Genomic DNA, 24,292 nt, shown 5'->3' with positions numbered 1-24,292 from the left:
ATGGGGCGTTTCTAGGCGGGCTGGAACTTCATAGCCCAGCCGATCAGTTGCCACAACGACTATACGTTTTCACCTTTCGCCGCAGGCCGGCGATTTGTATGGTCCGACAACCAAAATACCGAAATCGCGGAGATCTCCCTTGGCCACAGTCACGCCCATGATGGCGCAATACCTCGACATCAAGGCACAATACCCGGATGCGCTACTGTTCTACCGAATGGGCGATTTCTACGAAATGTTCTTTGACGATGCCATCAACGCCGCCGAGGCACTGGACATCGCCCTGACCAAGCGTGGCAAACATAATGATCAGGACATTCCCATGTGTGGCGTGCCCTTTCATGCTGCCGAGGGCTATCTGCTGACCCTGATCCGCAAGGGCTTTCGCGTTGCTGTGGGAGAACAGCTGGAAACCCCGGCGGAGGCCAAGAAACGTGGTGGTAAATCGGTGGTCAAACGCGACGTGGTGCGACTGGTCACCCCGGGCACCCTAACCGAAGATTCCCTGCTCGAGGCCCGACGCCATAATTTCCTCGTCTCTTATTCCCAATTGCGCGATGATTCCGCCCTGGCCTGGGCCGATATCTCAACCGGTGCCTTTCATGTGATGCCCATCAGCCAGGTGCGCCTGTCACCCGAGCTGGCCCGACTCGCGCCTTCAGAGCTGATCGTTGCGGATGGCCCGATTTTTGAATCCACCTCTTCTTTGGCCCAAGAGTACAAAATTCCGCTGACGCCTCTGGGCAAGGCAAGTTTTGACAGCACCGCAGCCGAAAAACGCATCTGTTCCCTGTTTGGTGTCAACGCTCTGGATGGCTTTGGCAGCTTCAGCCGGGCCGAAGTCTCGGCCATGGGTGCTTTGATCGACTATCTCGAGATCACCCAAAAAGGAAAACTACCTCTTCTGCAAAAACCGGTCCAGGAAGCGGAAGACCGCGTGGTTCAAATCGACGCCTCTACCCGCGCCAGTCTGGAGCTCACCCGCTCACTCTCTGGTGCGCGAGCCGGCTCACTGCTCTCGGTGATAGATCGCACTGTCACTCCCGGCGGTGCCCGCTTGCTGGAGCAGCGTCTGTCCAGCCCTTCGCGCAATCTCGATGTGATCAATGCCCGGCTGGCGGCCCTGGATTTTGTGGTCGAACGCGATCAGCTTTGTGAAGAACTGCGCGACGCCCTGCGCAAAACCCCGGATCTGGACCGGGCGCTGTCCCGTCTGGCACTGGATCGAGGCGGTCCACGGGATCTTGCCGCCATCCGCAACGGGCTGGCCCAGGCTGACGCCATCGCCAGTAGAAACGCCAGCGAAGATCTACCGCCTCTGGTTACCGCAGCGACTGCTGACCTTACCGGTTTTGACGCGCTTCTGGATCTGTTGGATGCGGCTCTCGTGGCCGAGCCACCGCTTTTGGCCCGTGACGGCGGCTTTATCGCCGCTGGTTATGACGAGGAGCTCGACGAGGCCCGCACCCTGCGCGACGAAGGCCGATCCGTTATTGCGGGCATGCAACAGGACTATTCCGCCCATACCGGCATCACCTCGTTGAAAATTAAACACAACAATGTGCTGGGATATTTCATCGAGACGACCGCCACCCATGCCGATAAAATGCTGTCGCCGCCGCTGTCTGAAAAATACATCCACCGCCAAACCACCGCAAATCAGGTGCGTTTCACCACGGTCGAACTCAGCGAGATCGAAACCCGTATTCTGAATTCCGGAAACCGCGCTCTGGAAATCGAAAAGCGGCTCTATTCAGAGCTTTCTGGGGCTATCCTGGACCAGGCCGCACGACTGAACGCCGCAGCCCGAGGTCTGGCAGAGATGGATCTACTGACCGCTCTGGCCGATCTGGCGCGTGGTGAAAACTGGACCCGTCCCCTTGTGGATGCCTCGCGCGCCTTTGCCATCACTGGCGGGCGGCACCCGGTTGTAGAACGGGCGCTGCGACAACAAGGCGGCGAGAGATTTGTCGCCAATGATTGTGACCTCTCCACCAGCAGCGGTGCCGCCATCTGGCTTTTGACTGGTCCCAATATGGCAGGTAAATCGACATTCCTGCGGCAAAATGCACTGATTGCCCTCTTGGCGCAGATGGGCAGCTATGTACCGGCTGAATCCGCTCATATTGGATTGGTCAGCCAGCTGTTCAGCCGGGTTGGCGCCTCGGATGACCTGGCCCGTGGGCGATCAACATTCATGGTCGAAATGGTGGAAACCGCCGCTATTCTCAATCAAGCAGATGATCGCGCCCTGGTCATTCTGGACGAAATCGGCCGCGGCACCGCTACCTATGACGGGCTTTCCATCGCCTGGGCCACCCTGGAACACCTACACGAGGTCAACCAGTCCCGCGCGCTTTTCGCCACCCATTACCACGAGTTGACCCAACTCTCGAACAAGCTCACCGGCGTCGACAATGCAACCGTTTCGGTCAAGGAATGGGAGGGCGAGGTGATCTTTTTGCATGAGGTGAAAAAGGGCGCAGCAGATCGCTCATACGGGGTGCAGGTGGCGCAGCTGGCAGGCCTGCCCGCTTCTGTCGTTGCCCGGGCCCGCGACGTGCTGGACCTGCTGGAACAGGGCAGCCGCGAAGGCTCAGGAGCCAAGATCCAAATCGACGATCTCCCCCTCTTTGCCGCAGCCCCGCCGCCACAGCCCAAGGTCCAGACCGCGCCTTCCCCAGTGGATGAGCTGCTAAAGGATCTGCACCCGGATGAGCTGTCGCCACGTGAAGCGCTTGAGGCACTCTACCGCCTGAAAGAGGCCGGAAAATAGAAGAGAGCGGCTGCTATTCGCGCGCCGCTCTTTCACTTTTCCAAAAATATTCGCGCCGCAGGCAACGGGCCCATCGGCCCGTTCTACCCATGTTCTATCCTAGGCAGGGGTCGAGGACACGCCAACCTGCGCCGGGCGCAGCAACCGGTCATGCAGCATAAAGCCCTCAGCCGAGACCTGAATGATATCACCAGCCTTGGTTCCGGGTACTGGCGCCTCAAACATGGCTTCGTGCACCTGCGGATCAAAGCGATCGCCAACCTGTGGTGACACAATGCGCACGCCGTGTTTTTCAAACACACCCAGCAGCGCACGCATGGTCAGTTCGACACCCTCGATCAGAGCGGCAGAAACTTCCTTCTGCTCTTCGGTAGCCGATTCAACCGCGCGTTTCAGATTGTCAAAGACCGGCAGAATATCGCGCGACAGCTTTGAACCGCCATATTGCTCGGCTTCGCGACGCGCTTTATCGCCACGTTTGCGAGAATTCTCAGCATCGGCCAGGGCGCGCATAAAGCGGTCTTTGTATTCATCCCGCTCCGCCCGCAGCTCGTCCAGCTCAATCGCAGCATCGTCCATTTCAGCCATTTCCGCTGCCAGCTCTTCCGCCTCGACATTTTCGATGTCGTCCAAAAAATCGTCGTTTCTGGGCTCTGCCATTTTTCTCAACCTCTAGCTCCGGTCAGAAAGCAACTTCCCAACCAGTTGCGCCGTGTAATCCACAATCGGCACTATTCGTCCGTAATTCAGGCGAGTCGGGCCAATCACCCCAACCGCGCCAATGATCTTTCGATCCGAGTTCATATAGGGAGAGACCACCAAAGAGGAACCCGAAAGTGAGAAAAGTTTGTTCTCTGAACCGATAAAAATGCGAACACCCTCACCGTCTTCGGTCAGTTCCAGGAATTCTGCGATATCCTGCTTGCGCTCCAGGTCATCAAACAGGCTACGGATGAGGTCCAGCTCCTCGGGTACGCCGCCACCTTCCCCTAAGAGATTTGCCCGGCCGCGCACAATCAGCCGCGCCTTTTCGCTATCGTCTTCCTCCCAGGCCGCCAGCCCGCTTTCGATCATGTCCTGTGCAAGAACGTCTATCTCTTGTCGGCGGGCATCAATCTCCTTTTGCATGTCACGCCGTACACCGCTCAGCGTACGACCCTCGATCAATGCATTCAGAAAATTTGCTGCCTCGCGCATCGAGCTGGGTGTTTGCCCCGGCGGTGGGGTAAACAGACGATTTTCCACATGACCGTCGGAAAACACCAGAACCACCAGCGCCCGATCCTGCGCCAGCGAGACAAATTCTATATGGCGAATTTCGCTTTCCTGTTTCGGTGTCAGCACCAAGGAGGCCCCCTGAGTAACCCCCGACAGAGCCGAGCCTACCCGGTCCAACATGCCACCAACATCGCCTGCGGTTTTGCCCAATGTAGCGTCGATCTTTTCCCGATCCCGCGCTTGCAGATCTTCGACTTCCAGTAGCCCATCGACAAACATTCGCAGGCCCTGTTGCGTTGGTATACGTCCAGCGCTCACATGAGGGCTGTCCAGCAGACCCAGATACTCCAGATCCTGCATCACATTGCGCACTGTCGCCGCACTGACCTTTTCATTCAAAGACCGTGTCAGCGTCCGGCTTCCCACTGGTTCGCCGCTTGCAAGATAGCTTTCTACAACCGTCCGAAACACTTCGCGGGAGCGGTCGTTCATGTCACTGAGTATTTCTTTGGCGTCGGTCATCTACGATTTTACAGTCATTTTCTGGATTGAGGTCACCCCGCGTACCAATTTGCATTAAAGAGCGAATAGGGAAAAGGTCAATCATGCTTGCATCCCCGCACTCCCGGCGGCTATCGGAAGAGCAGCAAAAAAAGGATAGCCCATGCGCCCCTCCAATAGAGAACTAAACGAAATGCGCTCTGTCTCCATTGAGACAGGTTTCACCAAACATGCCGAAGGGTCTTGCCTGATCAAAATGGGCGAAACCCATGTCCTGTGCACCGCCAGCCTGGAACCTCGGGTGCCCTCCTTTATCAAGGGTTCCGGCCTCGGCTGGGTCACCGCAGAATACGGAATGCTGCCCCGTGCCACCAATACCCGGATGCGTCGCGAAGCAGCAGCTGGCAAACAGGGAGGCCGCACCGTTGAAATCCAGCGGTTGATTGGCCGTGCCCTGCGCGCCGGCGTTGACCGCGTCGCCCTGGGTGAGCGTCAGATCACCATCGACTGTGACGTGTTGCAAGCGGATGGCGGCACCCGCTGTGCCGCAATCACCGGTGGCTGGGTGGCCCTGCGTTTGGCTGTGAACAAGCTGATGAAAGCCGGTGAGGTCAAAATCGACCCGCTGATGGATCCGGTCTCTGCCATCTCCTGCGGCATCTACGCCGGCCAGCCTGTTCTGGATCTGGACTATCCCGAAGACTCAGAGGCTGGCGTTGACGGCAACTTCGTAATGACCGGCTCTGGAAAGTTGATCGAAGTGCAGATGTCAGCTGAGGGCTCGGTCTTCTCGCGCGATCAGATGAACCAGTTGATGGATCTCGCCGAAAAAGGCACCCAGGAATTGGCCGCACTGCAAAAGGCAGCCTGCGCATGACCCGCAAATTTGAAGGCGACCAGATCCTGGTCGCCACTCATAACGCAGGAAAGCTGCAAGAGATTACCGAAATCCTCGCACCCTTTGGGGTCAAGGTTGTGGGTGCGGCAGAAATGGATCTGCCGGAACCGGAAGAAACCGAAGACACATTTGTTGGCAATGCCCGGATCAAGGCCCATGCCGCCGCGAAAGCCACAGGCCTCCCTGCCCTGTCTGACGACAGCGGCATCACCATCGATGCTCTGGATGGTGCGCCCGGTGTCTATACAGCCGACTGGGCCGAGACTGGAAATGGCCGAGACTTCATGATGGCGATGACCCGTGCCAATGATGAAATCTCCGCAAAAGGCCCCGATGCCCCGCGCTCCGCACAGTTTCGCTGCACCCTGGTTTTGGCCTGGCCGGATGGGCATGACGAGGTTTTTGAAGGCGTCATGGCCGGCGACCTGGTCTGGCCCATTCGTGGCGAAGGCGGCTTTGGCTATGACCCGATGTTCATGCCCGAAGGCTATGACGTGACCTGTGCCCAGATGGACAAGGCCGAGAAGAACCGCATCAGCCACCGTGGCCGTGCGGTCAGCGCCTTTGTCAAAGGCTGCTTCAGTGGATGATTGGCGTCATGGGGGCTTTGGCCTATACGTTCACTGGCCCTTCTGTCAGGCCAAATGCCCCTATTGCGACTTCAACAGTCACGTCACCGCAAAAATAGACCAAAAGGCCTGGGTCAGAGCCTACTTGAGTGAACTCAAGAGAGTCTCACAGGGAATGGAAGGCCGGGTTTTGAACTCGGTTTTCTTTGGCGGCGGCACACCGTCACTGATGATGCCAGAAACCGTCGCAGCCGTGATCGAAGGCGCACGTGAAATCTGGCCCTTTGCCAATGACATCGAAATCACCCTTGAGGCAAACCCCGGATCGGTCGAAGCTGGCCGTTTTGCAGGCTACCGTGATGCCGGCGTCAATCGGATCTCCATGGGCATCCAGGCGCTGAACGACGTAGATCTGCGTCGCTTGGGCCGTATTCATTCCGTCGCGGAGGCCCGCGCGGCCTTCGACATTGCCCGCAATTGTTTTGACCGGGTCAGCTTTGATCTGATCTATGCCCGCCAAGGTCAGGATCTGGCCCATTGGAAAAGCGAACTCACTGAGGCGCTGACAATGGCGATTGATCATCTGTCGCTCTATCAGCTGACCATCGAAGAAGGCACTGCCTTTGGCGATCGCTATGCCCGTGGCAAACTGCGTGATCTTCCCACGGATGACAGCGCCGCTGATATGTATCAAGCCACCCAAGAGATCTGTGCGGCCCATGGCATGCCTGCCTATGAAATCTCCAACCATGCCCGCCCTGGAGAGGAATCCCGCCACAACCAAATCTACTGGCGCTATGGAGATTATGTCGGCATCGGACCCGGCGCCCATGGCCGTGTGACACTGAATGGCCAACGCTATGCCACCGAGACTCATCGCGCACCTGGTGCCTGGCTCAAAGCCGTCTCAGAGGGCTCCGGTGAAAGCCTATGCCAAGCCCTGCCCCGTGAAGACACGGCAATAGAGTATATGATGATGTCTATGCGCCTGGCCGAGGGAATGGATATCACCCGCTATGCCGCACTATCGGGACAAGAACTCCCCCAGGACCGGATCGCAGACCTTGTTAATCTTGGCATGGTGACTACATCGGATCAGGTGATCCGCGCGACAGATCAAGGTCGTGCTGTCCTGAACGCAGTACTACGCGAGCTTTTGGTTGATTGACCCATTGGAAGTTGGATTAGATAAATGCGATTTCTCTATGCTGCGCTTGGACTGCTATCGCTAGGCCTGGGTGTCATTGGGATCGTTCTTCCGCTTCTGCCAACCGTCCCCTTCTTGCTTCTTGCCGCCTTCTTCTTTGCCAATTCCTCCGAACGCCTGCATTCTTGGCTGATCAGCCATCGTACATTTGGCCCCATGATTCTGGACTGGAACGAACGCGGTGCCATTCGACCAGCCGCAAAAAAGGCGGCGACCCTTTCGATCGCCGCCGTTCTTTTGCTCTCATTTATCTTGGGAGCCCCCTCCCACGTCATCCTGATTCAGATCGTTGTTCTAACAGCTGTCTTGACCTTTATCTGGACGCGCCCTGGAGCCTGATCACTTGCTGAGAATATTGCACAGCTCATCGAGCTGATCCAAAGTCTCATAACTGATCGTGACAGAGCCGCTCTCACCGCCAGTTTTATGATCTATCGAAACTTTCATCCGCAGTATCGCGGAAAGATCGCCCTCTAACGCTTTGGTATCCGCGTCCTTGTCCGTCGGTCGAGGAGATCTGCGCGCGGCCGCGGGGGCCTGGAGACCCGCGGCGTCCTTTTTGACCAGAGCTTCAGTCGCGCGAACAGACAACCCACCTTTGACAATCTTCTGTGCCAGTTCTGAAGCATTGTCAGAAGTGATCAGCGCACGCGCATGTCCTGCTGAAAGCTTGCGGTCATTGACCAATGCCCTCACGTCCTCTGGGAGATGTAGCAAACGCACAAGATTGGCGATGTGACTACGGCTCTTTCCTAGGGCCTCCGCCATCTTTTCCTGGGTATGACCAAAGCGCTCCATCAGCTGCTTATAGCTTTGAGCCTCTTCCATCGCGTTCAGATCCGATCGCTGGATGTTTTCAATGATGGCCACTTCCATCATCTCAACATCCGAATAGTCCCGGATAAGCACAGGAACCTCATGCAGCTGCGCGGCCTGGGCGGCACGCCAGCGGCGTTCGCCCGCAACGATTTCATACATATCGCCATCGCGGGGCCGAACGATCAGGGGCTGCAGAACCCCCTTTTCCTTGATCGAAGCCGTCAGATCGTCCAGATCTTCTTGTAGGAACTGCCGACGTGGCTGATCCGGATTGGCCACAACCTTCTCAATCGGGACCAGAACCTCTGCATTACGCGGAGTCTGTACTTCTGTACTGGTGCTCACTGGCTCTGGGTTCACGTCTGCCATCAAGGCAGACAATCCACGACCCAATCCGCGAGGCTTGTTCTTCGCTTTTTCTGACATTTTGTACTCCGCTCTCACGCCGCGATTGTTTGGTTGTTTGATATCAACTCTTCCGCCAAAGCCCGGTAAGCTCGCGCGCCCAATGAATTGCCATCATAGTTCAGCACCGGCAAGGCATAGGACGGTGCTTCGCTGACCCGGACATTGCGGGGGATCTTAGTCTTGAACACCAACTCTCCCAGATTGTCCCGTGCGTCCTGCTCAACTTGCTGCGACAGGTTATTACGACGGTCAAACATAGTGAGAACGATCCCCTCAATCCGCAAACCAGGGTTGGCCGATTGGCGTACCTCACGAATGGTAAGCAATAATTGTGAGACTCCTTCCAAGGCAAAGAATTCACTTTGCAAAGGGATCAGCACAGAATGAGAGGCCACCATGGCATTCACGGTTAAAAGGTTAAGAGAAGGTGGACAATCGATTAACACATAATCCCAATCGTATTCGTCCATCGCCGTCTGCCGCAGGGCGTCGTGCAGCAAGAAGCTACGTTTTTCATTGGCAAAAAGCTCAATATCAGCTGAGCTCAGATCCACAGTCGCAGGAATAATGCATAGATCCTCGATATCAGTAGTGCGAATCACTTCATTTAGTGGTGCATCGTCAACAAGTAGATCATATGTAGTGGCATCTCTGTCAGTGCTATCTATGCCCAAACCAGTGGAAGCGTTGCCCTGTGGATCCAGATCCACTACCAGAACGCGCAAACCCGTCTCTACCAAAGCTGCTGCAAGGTTAATTGCAGTCGTTGTCTTGCCAACCCCACCCTTTTGATTTGCAACCGCGATAATTCGTGGCCCATCTGGGCGAGATAAGTCAGGCACGAGCAACCCCTTTGATCTTAAGAACAACTGCTTCAGTCTCAGTCAAACTTGTAATCGGTTCAACTTCGAATCGCCATCTCTCTGCAGCTTTATCCACCTCTTTTTTCCAGCTTGCTCCTTTCGGAAACACACCCAAGCCATTCTTGGCAAGATGTCTTTCTGAAAAATATAGCAACGCGTCCAGATCTGCGACAGCACGCGCCGAAAGAACATCTGCATTCTGCGGGTCAGCCTCTTCGATCCGCTGATTCAAAACAGTAACCGGCACACCACATTCGCGGGCTGCGGTCCTCAGGAAAGCCGATTTGCGCTGATCACTCTCGATTAGAGTGACCTTAGTCTTGGGGGCATGTTCTGCTGCCATGATCGCCACGACGATACCGGGAAATCCCCCACCACTGCCAATATCCACCCAAGACACGCCGAGATCTTCGACACAGGTAAAGACCTGAACCGAATCAACGATATGCCTGTTCCAGAGGTCTTGTAGGCTGTTTTTGGAAACCAGATTAATACGGGGGTTCCACTTCAGGAGAACCTCTTCAAACTTCTCCAACCGTTCTATTGTTTCACGTGAAACATTCAGCTGTTCAAGGAGTGCTCTATCGCTCATCCCGCTTTCTCCTGTGAACGGGAGTTCTTCCTTAACCTGGCCAGAACCAAAGCCAATCCAGCCGGTGTCATTCCGTTAATCCGGCTCGCTTTCGCCAGGGTTTCAGGCCGCGTAGTGGATAGTTTTTGCTGCAACTCCGCAGATAGCCCATCAATCGATCCGTAATCGAACTCTGGTGGGATAACATAGCCTTCATCCCGCTTAACCGCTGCTATCTCTTTTTCCTGCCGTGCTATGTAGTGAACATAAAGTGCATCCCGTTCCAATTGCCGTCGGATGTCAGAGCTGGCATGGGCGCATTCAGGAAGTAAGGGAACAAGATCCTCGAAACACACATCAGGAAAGGCCAATACCTCAAACCCCGTCCGTTTGTTCCCATCCTGGTTAACATATATTCCCGCCTCAGAGATCTGCTTTGGCGTAAAGACGCCATCCTCCATCTTGGCCCGAATGTCCGCCAAATGCTCCATCTTAGCGGTAAAGGCGGTTTTTCGCTCTTCCGAAATGCAACCAGCCTCGATGGCCAGGGGCGTGAGCCGCTGATCCGCATTGTCTGCCCGGAGAGATAGCCGGAACTCCGCACGGGATGTAAACATACGATAGGGCTCAGTCACGCCATGCGTTGTCAAGTCGTCGATCATTACACCGATATAGCTGTTTGACCGGCCAAACATCACTGGTTCTTGCTCTCGGCACTTAGCCGCTGCACTTAGACCGGCCACCAATCCCTGGGCAGCAGCTTCCTCATATCCCGTTGTTCCATTGATCTGACCGGCCAAATAGAGGCCAGGAACATCTTTCAACGACAGGTCCAAGGAGAGCGCACGAGGGTCGATATAGTCATATTCAATCGCATAGCCCGGTTGCAAAATCTCTGCTTTTTCCAAACCCACAATTGACCGCACGTAGTCCGCCTGTACATCCACCGGAAGGCTGGTGGAAATACCGTTTGGATAGACCGTATGATCTGTGGCACCTTCCGGTTCCAAAAAGATCTGGTGAGAGGTCTTATCTGCAAATCTGACAATTTTGTCCTCGATTGACGGACAATACCTGGGACCGACGCCATCAATATGCCCACCATACATCGCGGAACGGGACAGGTTATCCCGTATAATCTCATGAGTTTTTTCATTTGTATGGGTTATACCACAAACGACTTGTTTCGCGGACAACTCCTTGGTCATAAAGGAAAAGAACGTTGGATCCTCATCCCCAGGCTGTCCCTCCAAGATATCCCAATTGATCGTTCGACCATCCAAACGCGGCGGGGTACCTGTTTTTAGCCGTCCCATAGGGAGTTTGAAGCTATCCAACCGCTCCGCCAGTTTCACTGAGGGACGATCGCCCATCCGCCCGCCTGGTTTGGACACATCACCAATATGGATGACCCCACGCAAGAAGGTACCCGTGGTCAGGATTACGAACCTGCTTCGGATCTCACTTCCATCAGCGAGAACAACACCCTGAACTGCGGTGCCCTGCATCAAGAAGTCGGTCGCTTCTCCTTCGATGATCTCCAGATTTTCCTGCACGTCAGTCCGTTTCAACATCTCACGGCGGTAGATTCCGCGATCTGATTGGGCACGGGGCCCCTGCACAGCTGGGCCCTTTCGTCGGTTCAGGAGGCGAAACTGAATACCCGCCAGATCGGCAACCTTGCCCATCACGCCGTCCATTGCGTCGATTTCGCGGACCAGGTGTCCTTTTCCCAAGCCACCGATTGCCGGGTTACAGGACATCACGCCAATACCCTCGCGTGTCAAAGTGATAAGAGCGGTCCTGACCCCCATACGTGCTGCCGCATGGGCTGCCTCGGTACCAGCGTGGCCACCACCGATAACAACAACGTCAAAGTCTGAATGTTTCACGTGAAACACTCCCTATTTTCCAAGACAGAAACTGGAGAAGATCTCATCCAAGAGATTTTCAACACCTACGCGCCCAACCAACATTTCCAGAGAACGAACTGCTGACCGAATGTCTTCAGCCGCTATTTCATAGAACTCCGCACCCCGTTGCAAGACCAACTGTGCTTCACTCAGGCTATTCAAAGCAGCCAGCATCATATCCCGATGACGGGCCCGCGTCGCTACACCCACCTGTGTGGACCGATCCTTCAGCGTATCGGAAATATGGGTCACCAGGCGGTCAACCCCCTGCCCTGTTTTCCCTGAAATGGATCCGTCGGAGATCTCTCGCATGTCTGCTTTTGGGCGCAAACGAATGTCTCCAGGTCTCATCTCCAAATCAATTGCTTCGTCTGGCTCAACTAAGAAAACCCGCAGATCTGCTTGTTCTGCGCGCTTGCGCGCCAGCTCAATACCGATACCCTCAACATGATCATCGGTATCCCGTAGGCCGGCGGTATCCAAGAGGGTGACAGGCAAACCAGCCAAATCCATCCGGACCTCAATCACATCACGTGTCGTGCCGGCATATTCTGACGTGATGGCCGCCTCACGGCCTGCAAGCATATTTAGAAGAGTGGATTTTCCCACATTCGGCGCACCAATGATCGCAACTTCAAAACCGTCGCGAATGCGCTCAGCAATTTTGACGCCCTTTGTCTCTGCTTCCAAATCCTGTGCCACAGAGTTCAGAAGGGTTGTCACCTCAGGAGTAACATCAACAGGGACGTCTTCATCAGCAAAATCTATAGTCACCTCAATCAAAGAGGCCGCTCGTATGAGATCCACCCGCCATCTTTCGGCCAACTGCCCCAGACCACCAGACAGAACCACCTGAGCTTGCTTACGTTGAGCTTCAGTTTCCGCATCAATCAGATCAGCCAGAGCTTCAACCTGGGCCAGGTCAAGCTTACCGTTTTCCAATGCCCGCCGGGTGAATTCTCCGGGCTCTGCCAAACGCAGATCAGGGGTTCTAGTCAATCGATCCAGAACTGCTGAAACTACAGCTGTACTGCCATGGACTTGGAATTCGACAATATTTTCGCCGGTAAAACTCGCCGGCGCGGCAAAACTAAGAACCAGAGCTTCATCCAGTTGGCTGCCATCAAAATCAATAAGGCGACGCAGCCCCCGCCCCTTGGCAGGGAGGGGACGATCACAAATCTGATTCGCTACACCAAGTGCATTAGGGCCAGAAATGCGAATGACTGACACCCCAGCCTTCCCCTGTGCGGAGGCCAGTGCAAAGATCGTATCCATCTTGGCCTTCCTCTATTTCTGGCCTTCGGCTGTTAGGTGTTCATTGAGTCAAAGAAATCAGAGTTAGATTTGGTTTGCTTCAATTTGCCCAGGAGGAACTCTACCGCGTCAGTTGTGCCCATCGGGTTGAGGATACGACGCAAGACAAAGGTCTTGGCCAGATCGCCTTTGTCGACCAAAAGCTCCTCTTTCCGGGTGCCGGATTTGAGGATGTCGATAGCAGGATAGACCCGTTTGTCGGCAATTTTGCGATCCAGAACCAGTTCGGAGTTACCGGTACCTTTGAATTCTTCAAAGATAACCTCATCCATGCGGCTGCCAGTATCGATCAACGCGGTGGCGATAATGGTAAGCGAACCGCCTTCTTCAATGTTCCGGGCAGCCCCAAAGAAACGCTTGGGGCGTTGCAGGGCGTTCGCATCTACACCACCGGTCAATACCTTACCAGATGAGGGCACAACTGTGTTGAACGCTCTACCAAGTCTTGTGATCGAATCAAGCAAGATAACAACATCTCGCTTATGTTCGACCAAACGCTTGGCTTTCTCGATCACCATTTCTGACACAGCAACGTGGCGTGTAGCGGGCTCGTCAAAGGTGGAAGAGACAACCTCGCCCTTTACCGAACGCTGCATGTCCGTGACTTCCTCTGGACGTTCGTCGATCAACAAAACAATGAGGTAGCATTCAGGGTGATTCTTCTCAATAGAGTTCGCAATATTCTGCAAAATCATTGTCTTACCCGTACGTGGCGGTGCCACAATCAGGGATCGTTGGCCCTTGCCGATGGGCGCAACCAGGTCGATCACACGGGCTGAACGATCTTTCAGGGTGGGATCCTCGACTTCCATCTTCAAACGCTCATCAGGGTAGAGCGGTGTAAGGTTATCAAAAGCAATCTTGTGGCGCGCCTTTTCAGGATCTTCAAAGTTGATCTTAGTGACGCTGGTCATCGCAAAATAGCGTTCTGCATCCAGGGGGGCCTTGATCTGGCCCTCGATGGTATCACCCGTACGCAGCGAATGCTTACGGATCATTTCTGGCGAAACATAGATATCATCCGGGCCTGGCAGGTAGTTGGCCTCTGGCGAGCGCAGGAAACCGAATCCATCCTGCAGCACTTCCAACACGCCATCGCCGCCGATTTCCCATCCCTCATCTGCGCGCTCGCGCAGGATCTGGAACATCATCTCACCCTTACGCATGGTGGAGGCGTTTTCGATCTCCAGTTCTTCGGCCATAGACAGAAGGTTCTTGGGGCTTTGCGCCTTGAGATCAGAAAGATTGAGGGATTCGACGGTCATCAATATATGGCCTTTTTGCCCCGGCTATTTGGGGAGAGCTGCTATTATCAAGTTCGGAGAACACGAGTGCCCGGACGGGCCTGTTGGACGCCATACATAGGGGGTGAGGAGACTTAAGTCAAATGCCCCTACAGACGCGCTGTATCGCCTTAAATGGCCGCTATGGGGAGCTGTGGTCAGAACTTGAAGATCACTGAAACGACAATCACCACCATCAGCAGCGTGGGGACTTCGTTCATCATCCGATACCTTCGACCGGTGAGACGATTTTTCCCAGCCGCAAAGTCCCGCTGACGCATCAACAGCCAATAGTGGAACCAGCTCATTCCCAAGACCCCCAAAGCCTTGCTCCAGGGCCACACAGAGCTCCAATCGACGATCCCAGGGGTCATCACCATGAACAGCCCTGCACCCCATGTCACCGTCATAGCTGGGCGCATGATCAAACGATGCAGTTTGTCTTCCATGGTAACAAAGATCGACAGGCTTTCAGGAACCTTCTCTGCCTGCTCCACGTGATACACGAACAGCCGCGGGAGATAGAATAAACCCGCCATCCAGCTGAGCACTGCCATGATGTGCAGTGATTTGGCATATGGGTAGAGGGTGAACATCCAGTCTGTCAGGTCCATCGGTCTCTCGCTTAGGCTTAGATGACCCACCCTTATAATAATAAAGAAAGATTTAAAGGATGATGTTTTTGTAGGGACAAGGGTTTCGGTGGATTATTCAGTCTTTCACCGGCTTATCCCCAGTGTGAATGAATAGCTTGCCCCAAAGTTGCCACATTGGTGACACTTTGGTTAACATCTTTGAAAATAAGGGTAATTAACACTTTGTTAACCTAGATTACTCTGGGGATAACCTTTGGAGGAATCGGGGAGATCATAGATATCCCGGTTTGGAGAGTTATCCCAATCCCCGGCGGAGGAATCAGCGGATCCTTTCCTGGAATTTCCACTTTTCCTGTGCACTTGCCAAAAGCGCGGAAAACCATACAAACCATCCTATAAACTTGCGCGTCTTTTCCATGGGGTTTTCCACATGTCTGCCCACATCCTGTTGGCCTCCGGTTCTGAAATCCGTGCGCAGCTGCTGCGTCAGGCCGATGTGCCTTTTGAGGTGCAAATCGCGCGCGTGGATGAGGAGGCGATCAAAGCTTCACTCTTGGCCGAGGGTGCCAATCCCCGTGATATTGCCGATGCACTGGCCGAAGCAAAGGCGCGCAAAGTCAGCATGAAGAATCCAGGACCATTGGTTTTGGGGTGTGACCAGGTGCTGGATTTTGAGGGTGCGCTTCTGTCAAAGCCAAAAAGCGAAGAAGAAGCCCTGGCGCAGCTTAGCGCGATGCGTGGAAAACGACATATGCTATTGTCTGCTGCGGTGATCTACCGCGATGGGGAACCCATCTGGCGTCATGTAGGCCAGGTCCGTTTGCGTATGCGGGAGTGTTCGGATGGCTACCTGTCTTCTTATGTGTCACGCAACTGGCACAGTATTCAGCACGCAGTTGGGGCCTATAAGCTGGAAGAAGAAGGCGTACGCTTGTTTTCTAACATTGAAGGGAGTTACTTTAATGTTCTGGGACTACCTCTGGTGGAACTGCTCAACTATCTGGGACTACAGGGTGTAATTGATCAATGAGCGATAAAAAGATCCCTCTTGCCGGCGTGATCGGCTGTCCGGTGGCGCATTCGAAATCGCCGCAGTTGCAGACACATTGGCTCAAGACCCACGGCATTGCGGGGCATTACGTGCCGATGCATGTGGAGCCAGAGGACCTGGAAACAGTGATCCGGACCCTGCCAAAGGCCGGGTTTGTCGGCGTCAATGTCACGATCCCGCACAAAGAAGCCGTAATGAAGATCGCTGACAAGGTAACGGACCGGGCCAAATTGATGGGCGCGGCCAATACAATTATCTTTCGCAGTGACGGCAGTATCTTGGCGGATAACACGGATGGATACGGTTTTATCACCAACCTGCAGCAGGGTGCTCCGGATTGGGTTCCGACCAGTGGCCCGGCAGCAGTTCTTGGCGCGGGTGGTGCCTGTCGCGCTGTTGTGGCCTCTTTGATCGAGGCCGGGGTGCCGGAGATCCTGTTGACCAACCGCACGCGTGAACGGGCGGAGCAGCTTCATAGCGATTTTGGTAAGCGTATTCAGGTGGTTGATTGGGTTCTGGCTGGCAACATCATTGAAGATGCTGCCCTGGTGGTAAACACCACTTCGCTTGGTATGGTTGGAAAGCCGCGCCTTCGGGTCCCTTTGGATGGGCTAAAGCCAAATATGGTTGTTACTGATCTGATCTATTCCCCGCTCAAAACCAATCTGCTGCAAACCGCCGAGGAGATGGGTTGCACAGTGGTTGATGGGCTCGGCATGTTGTTGCATCAGGCGGTGCCTGGCTTTGAACGTTGGTTCGGCCAGCGGCCCGATGTGGATACTGCGACACGGGCAGCGGCGCTGCGATGACATTTCATCTTGGCCTCACTGGCTCGATTGGTATGGGCAAAAGCACCACGGCCGGTCTGTTTGCACAGATGGGATGTGCAGTCTGGGATGCGGATGCTGCAGTGCACCGGATCTATGCGGCTGGGGGTGCGGCTGTTGTTCCGGTGCAGGTGGCTTTCCCTACTGCAATTGTTGAAGGTGCCGTTAGCCGGGAGGCTTTGAAACGGATCCTTGCCAAGGATCCCGCAGCCTTTGAGCAGCTCGAAGCGATTGTGCATCCCCTGCTGGCGGCAGATCGCAAGGCCTTTCGTGATGCTGCCACCAGCGACATCTTGGTTTTTGACATCCCGCTGCTGTTTGAAACCGGTGGTGAGGTCGCAATGGATGCCGTGGCCTGTGTCCGGGTTGATGCCGAGACGCAGCGCGCTCGGGTATTGGACCGCGGCACCATGAGTGAAGCTCAGTTTGAGCAAATCCTTGCGAAACAAATGCCGATTGATGAAAAATGCGCCCGCTCTGATTTCATTATCGAAACGGATACGCTTGATCATGCTGAGGCGCAGGTGGGCGGTATTCTGGACCAGATCAGAAAGACATTAGCAGATGCGTGAAATTGTGCTCGATACCGAGACCACAGGCTTTGATCCTTTTTCCGGCGACCGCATCGTCGAGATCGGGGCGGTTGAGCTGCTCAATCACATGCCAACCGGTGAAACTTTTCACGTCTATATCAATCCCGAACGCAGCATGCCGCAGGAGGCCTTTGGGGTTCATGGGATTGGCCCGGACCTTCTGGAGCCACCGCAAAAGCCAGAGAAAGGCCAGGTCACCCTGCGTGACAAACCGGTCTTCGCCAAATTTGGGCAGGCTTTTCTGGATTTTGTGCGCGATTCGCGGATGGTGATCCATAATGCCAGCTTTGACATGAAGTTCCTCAACTTTGAGCTGGACCGGATGGGGCTGCGCACTTTGCCGATGGAGCAGGCATTGGATACTCTGGCGATGGCGCGCAAGCGCTTTCCTGGCTCGCCGGCAACGCTGGATGCGCTGTGCCGTCGGTTTCAGATCGACAACAGCAATCGAACGCTGCACGGTGCCCTGCTCGACTCTGAAATTCTTGCAGATGTCTATCTGGAACTTAGCGGCGGGCGTCAGCCGGATTTTGGTCTGTCCACCAATGCCACCGCTGGCGGTGGTCAGGTGGTCGAAGATTGGCGCCCTGCCCCGCGCCATACGCCCCTGCCTTCGCGTCTCACAGCAAAAGAGGCAGAAGCACATGAGGCCTTTGTGGAAAAGATGGGCGAGGATGCGCTGTGGAACCAGATGCAGGGGTGAAACACCCCAGACCCTGAAACAAAAAACGCCGCTGAACGGATCAGCGGCGTTTTTGTTTAGTATGGCAGAGAGCTTACTGCTGGAGCGTGGCCTCGGACTGACGGCGGGCCAGCTCGTTGCGGTAGATCGCAACAAAATCGATGTTGTCGAGGTTCAGCGGTGGGAAACCGCCGTCACGGGTTACATCGGACACGATGCGACGCAGGAATGGAAAGGTCATGCGGGGGCATTCGATCAGCAGGAAAGGATGCAGCTGGTCTTCTGGAACACCTTCGATGTTGAAAACGCCGATATACTCCAGTTCAAGTACAAACAGAACGTCGCCGCCCTCTTTGTTTTTGGACTCGATGTTCAGCTTGGTCATGACCTCATATTGGTTCTCAACCGAGCGTTTCTTGGCATCCAGGTTGACCGACACATTGACGTCAGGCTGAACTTCACCGCCGGCGCCCTTTTGGGCCATGACGTTTTCAAAGGACATGTCACGGATATATTGACCCAGGATATTCATCTGGACCTGGGGCTGCTGTGCGCCCCCGTTTGCGCCATTTTCGGCCATTGAGATACTCCTAAAAAATCAGTTTGACCCGTGCTTAACAGCTTGGTTCCGGTATCTCAACGGCTAGGAAGTCTCGCAAGTCTGCGACAGGTTATTTTGGACCTTCGACCCAACCAGAAGGCTTTTGATTGGGCTTCCTGGGCCTTACCTCTTCGAAGTCACCATCAATGATATCGCCGGGACCAGAAGGCTGGGTGCTTTGCCCTCCCCGCCCGGACATACCGGACCCATGCATGGTGCCGGACCCCATCTGAAACTGCGCCACGGTGACCCGCTTGCTGATGTAGCGATAGACCGCGATCCGCACTGGCGGCATTAGCAGGGCAAAGCCAAAGGCATCGGTGAAAAAGCCGGGCGTCAGCAGCAGCGCGCCGGCAAAGAGGATCATTGCGCCATGTGCCAGTGGCTCAGCCGGGTCAGAGAGGGTTTGAAAGGAATTTCGCATCTGCCCCAGTGCCAATCGACCCTGCGAGCGCACCAGCGAGGTGCCCAGCACCGCAGTCAGCACCACAATGGCCAATGTTGGCCAGAGGCCGATCGCACCGCCCACCTGAATGAACAGGCCAATTTCAATCAAAGGCACCATCAGAAAGGCGAGAAAAAGATACATATGGAGCTTTCCTTAGAACATTCGCTGAACGGTAGACTTGCCACCCTCAAGCCCCTACATAAGGAGTGAACGCCCAGGTTTCAAACCGGGCTCGGAATATCCAGCGAGAGGTTCTTATGGAGTCGCCCTTGATTAGTCTTTTGGTTTTGGCCGGTATTGCGGTGTTTTTAATCCTGCGTCTCAGAAGTGTTCTGGGCACACGCGAGGGTTTTGAAAAACCGCCGGTTGCCCCAACACAAAAGCGCAGCAACGGTCCTGACCTCGAAGTGATCGAGGGCGGTCCTGATCGTGATATCACCGATTATGTCGAAGAAGGATCAGATCAGGCAAAGGCACTGGCCGCGATGAAGCGGGTTGAGCCTTCGTTCCAAGTGGGCGAATTTGTTCAGGGCGCGCGCAGTGCCTATGAAATGATCCTCATGGGATTTGAGAAGGGTGAGCTGGACGATATCCAGGGCTTTCTCGCCGAAGATGTTTTTGACAGTTTTGTCGAGGCCGTTGCACAACGCGAGGATCAAGGTCTGACTATCGAGGCTGAGTTCATCGGTGTACGCGAAACCGCAGTGGTTGACGCCATTTTTGATGAAACCACCGGGGTTGCAGAACTGACTATGCGCTTTATCGGTGAAATGACCTCTGTTGTACGGAACCGTGAAGGTGAGATCGTCGAAGGCGATGCCAAAGCGATCAAGCGCCAAAAAGACATCTGGGTCTTTGCCCGTAGTATGGGTGTTGATGATCCAAACTGGCAGCTGGTCGCCACGGACGGGTGAGTGCAATGCTCCGGGATTTCTTCCGGGCAGCAGCTCTTGCTGGGGCTGCGATGACGGCCAGCGATGCGGCTGCCGAAACCACCTACAAGATGCTGGACTTCTCCCAACTCAAGGGTTGGGAGGATGACAATCACGCTGCAGCTCTGAAGGTTTTTTTGGAAACCTGCCCTGATCTGAAGGACCAGGACTGGCAGAACCTCTGTGCTCTGGCGCAGTCTCAGGCACAGATTCTGTCCCAGCCGGAAGGTAAGACCGGCGCCCGCAGCTTTTTCGAACTGTTCTTTCGGCCTGTATTGATCGAGGATGGGACCCCCGGCCTATTCACTGGTTATTTTGAACCAGAACTCGATGGATCCCGCTACCGTACATCGCGGTTTCGCTACCCGGTTTACCGGATGCCGCCAGAGGCAAAACACAGCAATCCATGGTTGCCGCGTCGCGATATCCTGACCGGTCCGGTGATGCAGGGGCGGGGCTTGGAAATTGCCTGGGTCGATGACCCGGTCGAATTGTTTTTTCTTCAAATTCAAGGATCGGGCCGCATCCGCCTGAACGATGGAAGTACTATCAGGATTGGCTATGGCGGTGCAAATGGTCACCCCTATAGGTCGATCGGCACAGAGATGGTGCGCCGCGGCATCTACAAGGCACATCAAGTCAGTGCGCAAGTAATCAAGGCCTGGGTGCGGCGCAATCCGGTGGCCGGGCGTGAATTACTGCTGCACAATCCATCTTATGTTTTCTTCCGTGAAATTCGTAAGATCCGCCCCTCCAAAGGGCCGGTTGGTGCAATGAACAGGTCTGTGACCACGCTGCGCACGCTGGCGGTTGATCCCAAATACACGCCGCTGGGCGCGCCTGTTTGGATGGAGAAGGATGGCGAGACGCAGATGCGCCGTTTGATGATTGCACAGGACACCGGATCCGCTATCAAAGGCGCGCAGCGCGCTGACGTCTTTTATGGAACCGGCGATAGCGCAGGTCAGGCGGCAGGTCGGCTGCGCGATCCGGGCCGGATGGTGGTTTTGCTGCCAATTCAACGCGCTTTTGCGCTGGTTCCGGATGAGTACTAATGAGCAGGCGCAAACTGACATCTGAAGAGGTAGAGCTTTGGCACCAGGTGGTAGAGCACACTGAGCGCCTGCATCCCGGGAGCCACACGATACCGCCTAGCCTGCCCTTGCCAAAGCCCAAACCGGCCAAGGTGCCTCAGGGTCGGTCTGAAAACCTACTGGAGGCGTTTGAGCTGGGCAGCAAAGCCAAGCCAAAACCACAGCGGCATAGTTTGAAACCGACGCCAGCCAAAGCCTTGGCCTCCAATCCGTTGCAAATGGACGAAAAAGCCTTTCGGCGCATGAAGCGTGGCAAGTTAAAGCCAGAGGGAAAACTCGATCTGCACGGCATGCGGGTTGATAGTGCCCATCCAGCGCTCACCCGGTTTATCCTGTCAGCGCAGGCATCGGGAAAACGGCTGGTCCTGGTGGTCACGGGTAAGGGCAAGGACCGGGATGAGCCAGGGCCAATACCGGTTCCAAGGGGCGTTTTGCGCCATCACGTGCCACAATGGTTGGCCCTTCCACCGCTGGCGCAGGCAGTTCTGCAAGTCACACAATCCCATGTGACCCACGGCGGAGAAGGCGCTTACTACGTCTATTTGCGTCGCACCCGTTAGCGTACTGAGGCTGGTTTAGCGGTCACCGCCGGTAAAGGTCATCATTTGAGCCTCGCCGGCGCTGTCGCGATTGACAACGGTATCTGGCAAGATTTGTCTAAACTCTTCGACGGCCTGAGGCCGGGTCTCAAAGGCACCTTCCGTTGCCTGGGCCTTATTCAGCAATGCAAGGAACGTAGGGGAGGTCGCAGTGACAAAATGACCAGATTCCGCACTATCCGCAAAGGCTGTTGTGTCGACAATATCAATTGGCAGGTCAGAAACGGCTTCGATTGAGCTCAAACTCCCCAAACGTTCCCTGCTATGGGTTCCGCGGATCCGCCGGGATATGTTCAAGATGGTGTCTTTGCTCGATACAAAGACCACAAAGGGTTCAGGTACCGTTTTGAACTGTTGTATCTGGCTGCGAAACACATCCAGATCCAGATCCGGCGACAGAAGGATCACGCCAGCTAGGTTCTGCTCTGACCAATTTGGCGATCTGATCTCGATCTGACGCAGGGCCTCCATCGCCAAAAGCGAACCCATGGAGTGGGCTGCAAGAACGATCCGTCTTGCTCCGGCCTTGTTGAGGTGCCGCAATAGCTGCTCTAACCCATCTCGGGCAAACAAGACACTGTCCCCGTCATAAGCATAGCCCAAAGGGCTGCCCAGGCTTGGCCATGAGTATACGATTGTTGCACCAGGCGTATCCAGATCATGGCTCAGCTGTGCCGCGCGAAACGCGGTTTCGGCCTGGGTGCTATTGAAGCCATGAACAAAGACAAGCACGTCCCGTTCATCAGGAGGAAACTGATTTAGCTCGGCTTGCAGGCGCTTATCAAAGTCTGACTGATGTGGAAACTGATGCCGTGCGGCGAGAGTGAATTGGGTTTCCGGATTTGGGTCTGCATATCCAAACTCCAATTTTCCTGGTGTATGGTTTGGCGGTATCGAGACCGTCAGCTCAAGAAGATGATAGTCTTCGCTCCGCTCTGGTCCAAAGGATCCATCGGGTAATTCATTCCGGTTTGTGGCGACAAAAACGGTTCTTGCCGTACCGACCTCCAGGGCCGAAGGCGTGACCGGAGACAGGCTGCGATCAGTACAGCCCAGGGCAAGCAAAAGGCTGAGGCCAGCAGCCAAACGGAGGAAAATCATAAGAAACCTTTGTTTAATCTTGCCGGAAAATCTGGCCCCAGGCTAGCAAGCCGGGAGCCAGAATAAAACCGATCTCTGCAGGATTACAACAACAGCTCCCGAGGTCTAAAGCACGTAGCGGCTCAGATCGCTTCTGCTTGCCAGCTCGCCCAGGTGCTTGCCCACAAAACTGGCGTTTACAGTGACTTTCTCGCCGCCCCTATCGGGAGCGTTGAACGAGAGTTCCTCAAACACCCGTTCAATCACAGTATAAAGCCGACGCGCGCCGATGTTTTCCACTGAATGGTTTACCTCTGCTGCAATCTTGGCGAGCGCGGCAATACCATCTTCGGTAAAGGTCACTTCAACCTCTTCGGTCTTCATCAAGGCGGTATATTGTAGCGTCAGCGCATTGTCGGTTTCCGTTAGGATACGGACAAAGTCGGTCTCGCTCAGCGAGCGCAGATTGACCCGGATTGGCAAACGGCCCTGCAATTCAGGCAAGAGATCGGAGGGTTTAGCAACATGAAAGGCACCGGAGGCGATGAACAGGATATGATCTGTCTTGATTGGGCCGTGTTTGGTGCTGACCGTGGTGCCTTCGATCAGGGGCAGTAGATCCCTCTGTACGCCTTCACGGCTGACATCCCCCCCGCGGGCGTCTGACCGGGCGCAGACCTTGTCGATTTCATCCAGAAAGACGATGCCGCTTTGCTCTACCGATTCAATAGCAGCGCGGGTGACCACCTCATCATCCAGCAATTTGTCGGCCTCATCACTGATCAAAACTTCATAGCTTTCAGCAACGGTCATCTTTCTGCGCACGGTACGCCCGCCCATGGCCTTGCCCAGGAGATTCCCGATATTGAGAACCCCCATATTGCCGCCACCAGGCTGACCTGGAATATCAAACATATTGCCCATGGGGTTGGAGCTATCGGCGACATCCAATTCGATCAGCGCGTCATCCAGCTGACCTGATTTCAGTTTTTTGCGGAACACTTCACGTGTGATTTCGCGAGCATCTTCGCCAGCCAGCGCGTCGATCACCCTGTCTTCTGCGGCCTTTTGGGCCTTGGTTGTGACGTCTTCACGCATGAATTCACGGGTTTGAACGATGGCACTATCCACCAAATCGCGAATGATTTGTTCAACGTCACGGCCAACATAACCAACTTCGGTGAATTTGGTTGCTTCAACCTTGATGAAGGGCGCACGGGCCAGCTTTGCCAGGCGACGGGAGATTTCGGTTTTCCCGACGCCGGTGGGTCCGATCATCAGGATGTTTTTGGGATAGACCTCGTCGCGCAGGTCATCCGAGAGCTGTTTGCGGCGCCAACGGTTGCGCAACGCTACGGCCACGGCACGTTTTGCCTCGGCCTGTCCGATAATAAAGCGGTCCAGTTCAGAAACGATTTCGCGGGGTGTCAGGTCAGTCATGGGATG

Annotated in this window: 25 protein-coding genes; 12 read left to right on the top strand and 13 right to left on the bottom strand. The window is 55.0% G+C overall.

The genetic code is table 11. The features are described from left to right. Positions 1-157: 157 nt before the first annotated feature. Complete coding sequence (mutS, locus tag MED193_RS13430) at positions 158-2,776, top strand: DNA mismatch repair protein MutS (RefSeq protein WP_009810280.1); 2,619 nt, start codon at positions 158-160, stop codon at positions 2,774-2,776. A gap of 99 nt (positions 2,777-2,875) precedes the next feature. Here the strand turns inward: mutS and MED193_RS13425 are convergent, their stop codons facing one another. Beyond that, entirely contained in the window at positions 2,876-3,436 is a 561-nt protein-coding gene (locus tag MED193_RS13425; RefSeq protein WP_009810279.1) for a nucleotide exchange factor GrpE, read from the bottom strand. Between the two features lie 12 nt (positions 3,437-3,448). Next, entirely contained in the window at positions 3,449-4,516 is a 1,068-nt protein-coding gene (hrcA, locus tag MED193_RS13420; RefSeq protein WP_009810278.1) for a heat-inducible transcriptional repressor HrcA, read from the bottom strand. Between the two features lie 142 nt (positions 4,517-4,658). Between hrcA and rph the strand changes: the two genes are divergently transcribed. The 4 genes from rph to MED193_RS13400 are packed head-to-tail and all read left to right on the top strand — an operon-like array spanning position 4,659 to position 7,508. After that, positions 4,659-5,372, top strand: coding sequence for a ribonuclease PH (gene rph, locus MED193_RS13415; protein ID WP_009810277.1), 714 nt, complete (start codon positions 4,659-4,661; stop codon positions 5,370-5,372). After that, positions 5,369-5,983: an RdgB/HAM1 family non-canonical purine NTP pyrophosphatase gene (gene rdgB, locus MED193_RS13410; RefSeq protein ID WP_009810276.1), complete on the top strand. Its 615-nt coding sequence runs from the start codon at positions 5,369-5,371 to the stop codon at positions 5,981-5,983. The genes rph and rdgB overlap by 4 nt, the downstream gene beginning before the upstream one ends. Then, the gene (gene hemW, locus MED193_RS13405; RefSeq protein WP_039966190.1) at positions 5,976-7,130 is read left to right on the top strand and encodes a radical SAM family heme chaperone HemW; all 1,155 of its coding nucleotides are present in this window, start codon (positions 5,976-5,978) and stop codon (positions 7,128-7,130) included. The genes rdgB and hemW overlap by 8 nt, the downstream gene beginning before the upstream one ends. A gap of 24 nt (positions 7,131-7,154) precedes the next feature. Continuing rightward, positions 7,155-7,508 carry a YbaN family protein gene (locus MED193_RS13400; protein WP_009810274.1) on the top strand — a complete coding sequence of 118 codons (354 nt, stop codon included), beginning with the start codon at positions 7,155-7,157 and terminating at the stop codon, positions 7,506-7,508. On the opposite strand, the gene MED193_RS13395 is transcribed toward MED193_RS13400, so the two are convergent. The 7 genes from MED193_RS13395 to MED193_RS13365 form a co-directional block, all read right to left on the bottom strand. Continuing rightward, complete coding sequence (locus MED193_RS13395; RefSeq protein WP_009810273.1) at positions 7,509-8,414, bottom strand: ParB/RepB/Spo0J family partition protein; 906 nt, start codon at positions 8,412-8,414, stop codon at positions 7,509-7,511. Between the two features lie 14 nt (positions 8,415-8,428). Continuing rightward, positions 8,429-9,238 carry a ParA family protein gene (locus tag MED193_RS13390; protein WP_009810272.1) on the bottom strand — a complete coding sequence of 270 codons (810 nt, stop codon included), beginning with the start codon at positions 9,236-9,238 and terminating at the stop codon, positions 8,429-8,431. After that, on the bottom strand, positions 9,231-9,851 hold the full coding sequence (gene rsmG, locus MED193_RS13385; protein ID WP_009810271.1) for a 16S rRNA (guanine(527)-N(7))-methyltransferase RsmG: 621 nt from the start codon (positions 9,849-9,851) through the stop codon (positions 9,231-9,233). Before rsmG ends, MED193_RS13390 begins: the two co-directional genes overlap by 8 nt. Continuing rightward, positions 9,848-11,722: a tRNA uridine-5-carboxymethylaminomethyl(34) synthesis enzyme MnmG gene (gene mnmG / locus MED193_RS13380; RefSeq protein WP_039966885.1), complete on the bottom strand. Its 1,875-nt coding sequence runs from the start codon at positions 11,720-11,722 to the stop codon at positions 9,848-9,850. Before mnmG ends, rsmG begins: the two co-directional genes overlap by 4 nt. Positions 11,723-11,734: 12 nt before the next feature. Further along, positions 11,735-13,021 carry a tRNA uridine-5-carboxymethylaminomethyl(34) synthesis GTPase MnmE gene (gene mnmE, locus MED193_RS13375; RefSeq protein WP_009810269.1) on the bottom strand — a complete coding sequence of 429 codons (1,287 nt, stop codon included), beginning with the start codon at positions 13,019-13,021 and terminating at the stop codon, positions 11,735-11,737. Positions 13,022-13,053: 32 nt separating this feature from the next. Continuing rightward, positions 13,054-14,325, bottom strand: coding sequence for a transcription termination factor Rho (gene rho, locus MED193_RS13370; protein WP_009810268.1), 1,272 nt, complete (start codon positions 14,323-14,325; stop codon positions 13,054-13,056). A 176-nt stretch (positions 14,326-14,501) separates the two neighbouring features. After that, entirely contained in the window at positions 14,502-14,957 is a 456-nt protein-coding gene (locus MED193_RS13365) for a CopD family protein (RefSeq protein WP_009810267.1), read from the bottom strand. 412 nt (positions 14,958-15,369) lie between these two features. On the opposite strand from MED193_RS13365, the gene MED193_RS13360 reads away from it, so the two are divergent. Genes MED193_RS13360 through dnaQ form a run of 4 tightly spaced genes read left to right on the top strand, consistent with a single transcriptional unit; the run spans position 15,370 to position 18,113 of the window. Next, positions 15,370-15,969, top strand: a complete 600-nt coding sequence (locus MED193_RS13360; protein ID WP_009810266.1) for a nucleoside triphosphate pyrophosphatase — start codon at positions 15,370-15,372, stop codon at positions 15,967-15,969. Further along, positions 15,966-16,799: a shikimate dehydrogenase gene (locus MED193_RS13355; protein WP_009810265.1), complete on the top strand. Its 834-nt coding sequence runs from the start codon at positions 15,966-15,968 to the stop codon at positions 16,797-16,799. The genes MED193_RS13360 and MED193_RS13355 overlap by 4 nt, the downstream gene beginning before the upstream one ends. Continuing rightward, positions 16,796-17,389 carry a dephospho-CoA kinase gene (coaE, locus tag MED193_RS13350; protein ID WP_009810264.1) on the top strand — a complete coding sequence of 198 codons (594 nt, stop codon included), beginning with the start codon at positions 16,796-16,798 and terminating at the stop codon, positions 17,387-17,389. Before MED193_RS13355 ends, coaE begins: the two co-directional genes overlap by 4 nt. After that, positions 17,382-18,113 carry a DNA polymerase III subunit epsilon gene (dnaQ, locus tag MED193_RS13345; protein ID WP_009810263.1) on the top strand — a complete coding sequence of 244 codons (732 nt, stop codon included), beginning with the start codon at positions 17,382-17,384 and terminating at the stop codon, positions 18,111-18,113. The genes coaE and dnaQ overlap by 8 nt, the downstream gene beginning before the upstream one ends. 73 nt (positions 18,114-18,186) lie before the next feature. Here dnaQ and secB read toward each other — a convergent pair whose 3' ends face one another. Both secB and MED193_RS13335 read right to left on the bottom strand, forming a co-directional pair. Beyond that, positions 18,187-18,672, bottom strand: a complete 486-nt coding sequence (secB, locus tag MED193_RS13340; protein WP_009810262.1) for a protein-export chaperone SecB — start codon at positions 18,670-18,672, stop codon at positions 18,187-18,189. Between the two features lie 91 nt (positions 18,673-18,763). Next, a complete protein-coding gene (locus MED193_RS13335) occupies positions 18,764-19,282 on the bottom strand; it encodes an FxsA family protein (protein WP_009810261.1) in 519 nt (172 codons plus the stop codon). Positions 19,283-19,398: 116 nt separating this feature from the next. Here MED193_RS13335 and MED193_RS13330 point away from each other — a divergent pair, with 116 nt between their 5' ends. Genes MED193_RS13330 through MED193_RS13320 form a run of 3 tightly spaced genes read left to right on the top strand, consistent with a single transcriptional unit; the run spans position 19,399 to position 21,727 of the window. Continuing rightward, positions 19,399-20,055: a Tim44/TimA family putative adaptor protein gene (locus MED193_RS13330; protein ID WP_009810260.1), complete on the top strand. Its 657-nt coding sequence runs from the start codon at positions 19,399-19,401 to the stop codon at positions 20,053-20,055. Between the two features lie 5 nt (positions 20,056-20,060). Then, positions 20,061-21,128 carry a murein transglycosylase A gene (locus tag MED193_RS13325; RefSeq protein WP_009810259.1) on the top strand — a complete coding sequence of 356 codons (1,068 nt, stop codon included), beginning with the start codon at positions 20,061-20,063 and terminating at the stop codon, positions 21,126-21,128. Continuing rightward, the gene (locus MED193_RS13320; protein ID WP_009810258.1) at positions 21,128-21,727 is read left to right on the top strand and encodes a Smr/MutS family protein; all 600 of its coding nucleotides are present in this window, start codon (positions 21,128-21,130) and stop codon (positions 21,725-21,727) included. The genes MED193_RS13325 and MED193_RS13320 overlap by 1 nt, the downstream gene beginning before the upstream one ends. 15 nt (positions 21,728-21,742) lie before the next feature. On the opposite strand, the gene MED193_RS13315 is transcribed toward MED193_RS13320, so the two are convergent. Both MED193_RS13315 and hslU read right to left on the bottom strand, forming a co-directional pair. Then, positions 21,743-22,867 carry an alpha/beta hydrolase gene (locus tag MED193_RS13315; protein ID WP_009810257.1) on the bottom strand — a complete coding sequence of 375 codons (1,125 nt, stop codon included), beginning with the start codon at positions 22,865-22,867 and terminating at the stop codon, positions 21,743-21,745. Positions 22,868-22,972: 105 nt separating this feature from the next. Then, the gene (gene hslU, locus MED193_RS13310) at positions 22,973-24,286 is read right to left on the bottom strand and encodes an ATP-dependent protease ATPase subunit HslU (RefSeq protein WP_009810256.1); all 1,314 of its coding nucleotides are present in this window, start codon (positions 24,284-24,286) and stop codon (positions 22,973-22,975) included. Between the last annotated feature and the right edge of the window lie 6 nt (positions 24,287-24,292).

It is taken from the genome of Roseobacter sp. MED193 (assembly GCF_000152965.1).
Taxonomy (GTDB): domain Bacteria; phylum Pseudomonadota; class Alphaproteobacteria; order Rhodobacterales; family Rhodobacteraceae; genus Pseudophaeobacter.
Note: the sequence above shows the minus strand (reverse complement) of the source record. Positions and strands in the feature narration are given on the sequence as shown.

Coding starts and splice junctions, on each gene's coding strand:
- MED193_RS13365 (WP_009810267.1), bottom strand. CDS start 14,957: ATGGACCTGACAGACTGGATGTTCACCCTCTACCCATATGCCAAATCA.
- MED193_RS13325 (WP_009810259.1), top strand. CDS start 20,061: ATGCTCCGGGATTTCTTCCGGGCAGCAGCTCTTGCTGGGGCTGCGATG.
- MED193_RS13355 (WP_009810265.1), top strand. CDS start 15,966: ATGAGCGATAAAAAGATCCCTCTTGCCGGCGTGATCGGCTGTCCGGTG.
- hrcA (WP_009810278.1), bottom strand. CDS start 4,516: ATGACCGACGCCAAAGAAATACTCAGTGACATGAACGACCGCTCCCGC.
- MED193_RS13335 (WP_009810261.1), bottom strand. CDS start 19,282: ATGTATCTTTTTCTCGCCTTTCTGATGGTGCCTTTGATTGAAATTGGC.
- MED193_RS13395 (WP_009810273.1), bottom strand. CDS start 8,414: ATGTCAGAAAAAGCGAAGAACAAGCCTCGCGGATTGGGTCGTGGATTG.
- MED193_RS13315 (WP_009810257.1), bottom strand. CDS start 22,867: ATGATTTTCCTCCGTTTGGCTGCTGGCCTCAGCCTTTTGCTTGCCCTG.
- rdgB (WP_009810276.1), top strand. CDS start 5,369: ATGACCCGCAAATTTGAAGGCGACCAGATCCTGGTCGCCACTCATAAC.
- dnaQ (WP_009810263.1), top strand. CDS start 17,382: ATGCGTGAAATTGTGCTCGATACCGAGACCACAGGCTTTGATCCTTTT.
- MED193_RS13330 (WP_009810260.1), top strand. CDS start 19,399: ATGGAGTCGCCCTTGATTAGTCTTTTGGTTTTGGCCGGTATTGCGGTG.
- rph (WP_009810277.1), top strand. CDS start 4,659: ATGCGCCCCTCCAATAGAGAACTAAACGAAATGCGCTCTGTCTCCATT.
- mutS (WP_009810280.1), top strand. CDS start 158: ATGATGGCGCAATACCTCGACATCAAGGCACAATACCCGGATGCGCTA.
- MED193_RS13425 (WP_009810279.1), bottom strand. CDS start 3,436: ATGGCAGAGCCCAGAAACGACGATTTTTTGGACGACATCGAAAATGTC.
- secB (WP_009810262.1), bottom strand. CDS start 18,672: ATGGCCGAAAATGGCGCAAACGGGGGCGCACAGCAGCCCCAGGTCCAG.
- coaE (WP_009810264.1), top strand. CDS start 16,796: ATGACATTTCATCTTGGCCTCACTGGCTCGATTGGTATGGGCAAAAGC.
- rsmG (WP_009810271.1), bottom strand. CDS start 9,851: ATGAGCGATAGAGCACTCCTTGAACAGCTGAATGTTTCACGTGAAACA.
- mnmE (WP_009810269.1), bottom strand. CDS start 13,021: ATGGATACGATCTTTGCACTGGCCTCCGCACAGGGGAAGGCTGGGGTG.
- MED193_RS13360 (WP_009810266.1), top strand. CDS start 15,370: ATGTCTGCCCACATCCTGTTGGCCTCCGGTTCTGAAATCCGTGCGCAG.
- hslU (WP_009810256.1), bottom strand. CDS start 24,286: ATGACTGACCTGACACCCCGCGAAATCGTTTCTGAACTGGACCGCTTT.
- rho (WP_009810268.1), bottom strand. CDS start 14,325: ATGACCGTCGAATCCCTCAATCTTTCTGATCTCAAGGCGCAAAGCCCC.
- MED193_RS13400 (WP_009810274.1), top strand. CDS start 7,155: ATGCGATTTCTCTATGCTGCGCTTGGACTGCTATCGCTAGGCCTGGGT.
- MED193_RS13320 (WP_009810258.1), top strand. CDS start 21,128: ATGAGCAGGCGCAAACTGACATCTGAAGAGGTAGAGCTTTGGCACCAG.